The following is a 5,778-nucleotide window of genomic DNA, read 5'->3' as shown; positions in this document are numbered from 1 at the left end:
ACGACCCTCGCCGGCGCCCGCCGCCTGGAACGGAACCTGTCCCGCTCGTCGGCCGATCTGCGCAGCCGCCGCTCGGCCGCGCTGCCAGATGTGCCCGGCACACTTGAAATCACCAACGTGACCTTTAAGCCCCGCGAACTCAGCCTGCCCGTGTTCACCCGTCTGTCCTTTGACGTCCAACCCGGCGAAGCGCTGGCGATCGTCGGGCGCAGCGGCGTGGGCAAATCCGCTCTTGTGCGTCTGCTGACCGGTGGCAATGCGGCCACCATGGGCAGAGTAACCCTGAGCGGCTTTCCATTGTATGAACTGTCCGAGAGCGCCCTGGCAAAGCACATCGGGTTGTTGCCGCAATTTCTCACCTTCTTTGATGGCACCGTGGCCGAGAATATCGCCCGCTATGACCCTGACATGGTGCTTGCCGATGTGGTCGCCGCCGCGGAATTGGTGCATGTCATGGACAAGATCGAACTCCTCCCCAAGGGTTTGCAAACCGACATGCACTGGGCCAAGAAAATCCTGTCGGCTGGCACGTTGCAGCGGATCGCTTTGGCCCGGGCCGTTTACAGCAAGCCGAACATCCTGATCATGGACGAGCCGAACGCAGGTCTCGACCAGGAAGCCGGCGCGCTTGTGAGCCGCCTGATCAAGGCCCAGACCGCGGCTGGAAAATCGGCCATTGTCATCACGCACAGCCCCAACCTGCTGCATGCCTGTGACAAGATCCTGATCCTGGAGAACGGCACCCAAAAGGCTTTCGGGCCCCGCGACGAAATCCTGGCAAAACTCGCCGCAGCCTCCGCCACAAACACCAAAACAGTCCCCCACAGCGATCCAACAGCTCCACACCCAAAGGAACAAGAGCGCAGTGAAACCGTTGAAACCTAATCCCACCTCACCTAGGGTGATTGCTCGCTGGTTGGCAAAAACGGGCGTAAATTTGGGCAGGCGATAAAAGGTTCCAAGATGGCTGGAAACGACATTCCCGTGAACCGGGACATCTTCCTAAGCCAAATGATTGTAACCTTGGCGGGAAGCCTTGAAGATGTCATCGGCCTCACAGAAACCGAGGGATACATCACCCTTGTCGGGAGTCGACTCGGCGATTCCTTGAACGCGATGTACAAGGAAAATCGTGGCATATCGCGTGTACCGGTTGATGACGTCCCCGCCATATTGGCCGATATGAAGAATCAGTTCGGTGGAAATTTCACTGTCGAATCGATCGATAGTGACAAAATCATCCTTTCAAACACGGCTTGCCCTTTTGGCAAAAAAGTGTTTGGACGACCGTCACTGTGCATGATGACGTCAAGCGTTTTTGGCACGATCACTGCCGACGCAAACGGTTACGCTAAAGTGAGTATCGATAAGGCATTGGCACGCGGAGATCCGGGGTGCCGGATAGTCATACATTTGTGTAGGGGCGATGAAGAAGGCAGAGAATACTTCCCGGATGCGTGACATCCTTGATCCCGCACTATGCCAAGCTCTGGAGCTGAATTTCAATCCTGTCATTTTGCTGGATCATGACGGCAATATTCTCTTCGCAAACCGTTCCTTTCTAAGACACCCTCACAACGATGCGTTGCAAGCCGAGATGAAACTCGAGGCGGGCCTGAAGCTTATCAAGACAGGACTGCGCACTACGACCGCCGTTCCTGCGCGATACAGTCTGCAATGTAACGGCGATTCCGTAAGATGCATGATCGGACGCTTGGATTTGCCAGAGTGTGGGCCAACTGTCTTGTTGAGTATCTTACCGGTGAGCAACTCTTTGCGCATCACCGAGATGACGCGGCGCATGCAGCAGATGGAAGGCGAAACGGCCCGGCGCATTCGGTGTGAGTACGAAGCGCAGTTCATATTCGATCACACCTCTGACGGGATCGCCTTGCTGAGCAGCTCAGGCTATTTCGTTCGTGCCAATCCCGCGCTGAAAAAACTATTTGCGCGCGGCGATATTGCCCCTATCGGCAATAAGCTGACGGATTTGATCGATTTTGGCGACTTACAACAACGGGCGGAACACATTGGCAAAATTGCCGAGTGGCTGCCATTGGCCCAGACACAGACTTTTCAGGCGACAATCTCAACAGCCGATAATCCGCATCACCCTGTTGAAGTGTGCCTATCGCCCATTGATAAAGAAGGCCATGACGCAATCATGTTGGTCTTGCGCGACCTGTCGGAAACGCACCGCATCGAAGAGGCATCACGTCACGTAGCTGAACTTGAAGCCGCGCTTGAACGCGCCAAAGCCGCAGAAAGATCACGCACGCGTTTTCTGGGCGTTCTCTCACATGAAATACGCACGCCAATTTCGGCGATCATCGCAACAGCGGAACTTTTGTGCGCCGATAACGACTGGACACCTGATCAAGCCAAACTTCTTGAGATGATTGAGCAATCGGCCGAAAATGCGTTGAGCCAAGTGTCAAATGCACTTGATCTTCTTAAACGAGAGGCCCTTGACGATATTGGCGCTAAAACAGAGTACGTTTTGGCCCAGATTATCGAAGATGTTGTGCAACAGGTGAACCCGATTGCACTGAAACGCAGCACAAGCATCGTCTATTCCCACACCGGCCCGCACGGCAACAAAGTGATGGGCTATCCACACCTTGTTTTTCGGATCGCACAAAACGTTCTGTCGAACGCCGTAAAGTTCACCCCCGGAGGCCAAGTTTCAGTGACGCTGGTGGAAACCCCGCTGCTAGACAAGTCTGAGTTCGAACTGGTGATCAAAGATAATGGATGCGGCATTTCCAAGGAACGGCTGGCAGGCATCTTTGATAGCTTCAACACCAGCGCGAAATACGCCAACATTCGCGAAGGTGCCGGGCTCGGGCTTGCGATTGCCAAGCGCGCTATAGATGACCTTGGGGGGACAATTGAGGTGACGTCTGAGGTTGGTGCGGGATCCTGCTTCACCATCAAGATCGCCCAAGAAAACTCCCCCTTTCAACAACGGCACATTTCCTTGCAGCGCCAGACCCGGGCAACAATTCCCGACAGCGATCTTCCTGCAAGCCGCACAGTCTTGGTTGTCGATGATCAAGACATAAACCGCGAAATCATAACGAAAGCGCTTGAGAAAATTGGCATGAAAGTTATCGGCACCAACAGCGGTGAAAAGTGCCTCGACCTCGCGGTTCAGAAACTGCCCGATGTCGTCCTCATGGATCTGCGCATGCCTGGAATGACAGGTGTTGAAGCCACGCAGAAACTGCGCAGGCTGACCGGTCGCAAGACCCTTTTTATCATCGGAATGACCGCAAACTTGTCGTAACCGCACCATTGGCACCGCCTGCCTGACGCTGGGGCGATGATCTAAGATACGTGTTTAACGACGTCGTTAACGACGTGTCTTATGCGGGGTCATCGATGCGTGGTGAAATTCTTGGGGTCGAGCGACGGCGTTTCTGGCGTGACGAGGACAAGCTCGAGATTGTCATGTCGGTTGGGATAGACGGGGCGACGGTGACGCAGGTGGCGCAACGCCATGAGGTTACGCGGCAACAGATTTACGCCTGGCGGCATGATCTCAAGAAGAAGGGCCTGTGGACGCCCAATGCCGGGGCGCTTTTCTACCCTTTGGATATGCCAGTGTCGGCGGGGCAGCCTACGGCAGCTGATACGTCGCCACCAGTTGCAGTCGAATTGCGCTTACGGTGCGGCCATCGCCTTCATTTTGATAGCACGATAGACCCGGCCGCGCTGACGTCCTTGATCCGTGCCGTGGAAGCCGCATGATCGGCCCTGGCACCGGCGTTCGCGTGTATCTGGCCTGCGGTGTGACGGATATGCGAAAGGGGATCGCCGGGCTGGCGGCACTTGCCCAAGATGTGCTGCGTCAGAAACCCGCCAGTGGGGCGGTGTTTGCGTTCCGGGGACGGCGTGGTGACCGGCTGAAGCTGCTCTACTGGGACGGTCAGGGGTTTTGCCTCTATTACAAGGTGCTTGAGCGGGGGCGTTTCCCTTGGCCGAGCGCCAAGGATGGGGCGGTGCGGCTGACCTCTGCACAGCTCGCGATGCTCTGGGAAGGCATCGACTGGCGGCGTCCCGATTGGGGCGCTCCGCCTGCGCGGGTCGGGTGATTTTGCGACCTGATTTGCTTTATTTATATGGTGCTATAGCCTGATTTTTGGTAGTCAGGCGCATGTCGAAACCTGATGAAAATTTGCCTGATGATCCCGCTGAATTGAGGGCGATGATCGCGGCTTTGCAGGTAGAAAATGCTCGGATCGAGGCAGAGAACGCCAAGATGTCGGCGACATTGCGTGTCCATGATCAACTGGTTCAAGCGTTGCGCCTGCGGATCGCCAAGTTGCAGAAACTGGCCTTTGGCAAGTCCTCGGAAAAGGTCGAGCGCGAAATCGAGCAGCTGGAACTGGCGCTCGAAGACCTGTTGGTCGCCGTAGCGGAAAACGATGACGCGCCCATCGACGAAGGGCAGGATGAACCGTCACCGGAAGCTGCCGATGCACCCGCTTTGCGCCGCCGACCACGGGTCTCGGATACGACCCCACGCGAGCGGCGTGAACTGGACCCCGGCACCTGCTGCCCTGACTGTGGCGGCGATCTTCGCGTGGTGGGCGAGGATGTCAGCGAACTCCTCGACATGATCGCCGCGCAGATGAAGGTGATCCAGATCGCCCGGATCAAGAAGTCCTGCCGCCGCTGCGAGCGGATCGTGCAGGAACCCGCGCCAAGCCGTCCGATCCCGGGCAGTATGGCAGGCCCGAACCTGCTGGCGCATGTGCTGGTCTCGAAGTTCGACGACCACCTTCCGTTATATCGCCAGCACGAGATCTTCGCCCGCATGGGGGCGGACATCCCCGAAAGCACGCTGGTCGGCTGGTGTGGCCGCGCCATGAAGGCCCTGTCGCCGCTGATCGAGCGCATTGAGGCTGACATCATGGGCAGCGATTTGCTGCACGCAGATGATACGCCGATCCGGGTGTTGGACCGCTCCAAGAAAGACAAAGGGCTTGGCAAAGGTGTGAAGCAAGGCCGGATCTGGGCCTATGTGCGCGATCAGCGCCCATGGGCGGGTGCCGCGCCACCCGGTGCGGTCTATCGGTTCGCACCGAACTGGAAGGAAGAGCACATCCTCAGCCATCTGGCCAATGCCCGCGGCATCCTGCAGGCGGACGGCTACAAGGGCTATGCCAAGCTTTACGAGCCTGAACCCAATAGTGGGCGGCGTTTGCGAGAGGCAGCCTGTTGGGCCCATCTGCGGCGTGACTTCCATGATTTTTGGACCTCGACAAAATCCGAGATTGCCCGCGAGGCGCTCGACCGGATCGGCAAGCTTTACGACATCGAGCGCGACATTAACGGTCAACCCGCTGGTGTCCGCCATGCCGCACGTCAACAGTTGAGCCAACCAAAGGTCACGGCCTTCTTTGCTTGGTCAGAGCAACAACTCCTGCGCATTCCGGGCAAAAGCGATCTGGCCAAGGCATTCCGCTATGGCCTCAGTCGACAGGAGGCCTTCAGCCTGTTCCTGACCGATGGCCGCGTCGCTATCGACAACAATCCCGCCGAGCGCGCCTTGCGTCCAATTGGCATTGGAAGGAAAAATTGGCTATTTGCAGGGGCCGATACCGGTGCGGAAACCCTCGCTCGCGCTATGACCATCATCGAAACCGCCAAGCTCAACGGTCTCGACCCGCAGGCCTATCTCGCCGACATCCTCGACCGCATCCACGATCACAAAATCAACAGGCTCGATGAATTATTACCGTGGAATTGGGCGCCGCTGGCATCCACAAC

Annotated in this window: 6 protein-coding genes; all 6 read left to right on the top strand. The window is 57.2% G+C overall.

The features are described 5' to 3' along the window. On the top strand, window positions 1-885 hold an 885-nt coding region (locus tag E2L05_RS20300; RefSeq protein ID WP_133344834.1), incomplete at its 5' end, for an ATP-binding cassette domain-containing protein. A 78-nt stretch (window positions 886-963) separates the two neighbouring features. Further along, complete coding sequence (locus tag E2L05_RS20295; protein WP_133344832.1) at window positions 964-1,461, top strand: methanogen output domain 1-containing protein; 498 nt, start codon at window positions 964-966, stop codon at window positions 1,459-1,461. Beyond that, window positions 1,454-3,289 (top strand): PAS domain-containing hybrid sensor histidine kinase/response regulator, encoded by a 1,836-nt coding sequence (locus tag E2L05_RS20290; RefSeq protein WP_165971835.1) that lies wholly within the window; start codon window positions 1,454-1,456, stop codon window positions 3,287-3,289. Before E2L05_RS20295 ends, E2L05_RS20290 begins: the two co-directional genes overlap by 8 nt. Before the next feature lie 95 nt (window positions 3,290-3,384). After that, window positions 3,385-3,753 carry an IS66-like element accessory protein TnpA gene (gene tnpA / locus E2L05_RS20285; protein WP_133340995.1) on the top strand — a complete coding sequence of 123 codons (369 nt, stop codon included), beginning with the start codon at window positions 3,385-3,387 and terminating at the stop codon, window positions 3,751-3,753. Further along, window positions 3,750-4,097: an IS66 family insertion sequence element accessory protein TnpB gene (gene tnpB, locus E2L05_RS20280; RefSeq protein WP_099828201.1), complete on the top strand. Its 348-nt coding sequence runs from the start codon at window positions 3,750-3,752 to the stop codon at window positions 4,095-4,097. The genes tnpA and tnpB overlap by 4 nt, the downstream gene beginning before the upstream one ends. 62 nt (window positions 4,098-4,159) lie before the next feature. Then, on the top strand, window positions 4,160-5,778 hold a 1,619-nt coding region (tnpC, locus tag E2L05_RS20275), incomplete at its 3' end, for an IS66 family transposase (protein ID WP_133340996.1).

This window comes from Meridianimarinicoccus aquatilis (genome assembly GCF_004358675.1).
GTDB classification, from domain to species: Bacteria; Pseudomonadota; Alphaproteobacteria; order Rhodobacterales; family Rhodobacteraceae; genus Meridianimarinicoccus; species Meridianimarinicoccus aquatilis.
This window is presented reverse-complemented; position numbering and strand designations above follow the sequence as displayed.

What these genes read in the sequence shown, in the direction of transcription:
- E2L05_RS20295 (WP_133344832.1), top strand. Translation starts at nt 964, where the DNA reads ATGGCTGGAAACGACATTCCCGTGAACCGGGACATCTTCCTAAGCCAA.
- tnpB (WP_099828201.1), top strand. Translation starts at nt 3,750, where the DNA reads ATGATCGGCCCTGGCACCGGCGTTCGCGTGTATCTGGCCTGCGGTGTG.
- E2L05_RS20290 (WP_165971835.1), top strand. Translation starts at nt 1,454, where the DNA reads ATGCGTGACATCCTTGATCCCGCACTATGCCAAGCTCTGGAGCTGAAT.
- tnpA (WP_133340995.1), top strand. Translation starts at nt 3,385, where the DNA reads ATGCGTGGTGAAATTCTTGGGGTCGAGCGACGGCGTTTCTGGCGTGAC.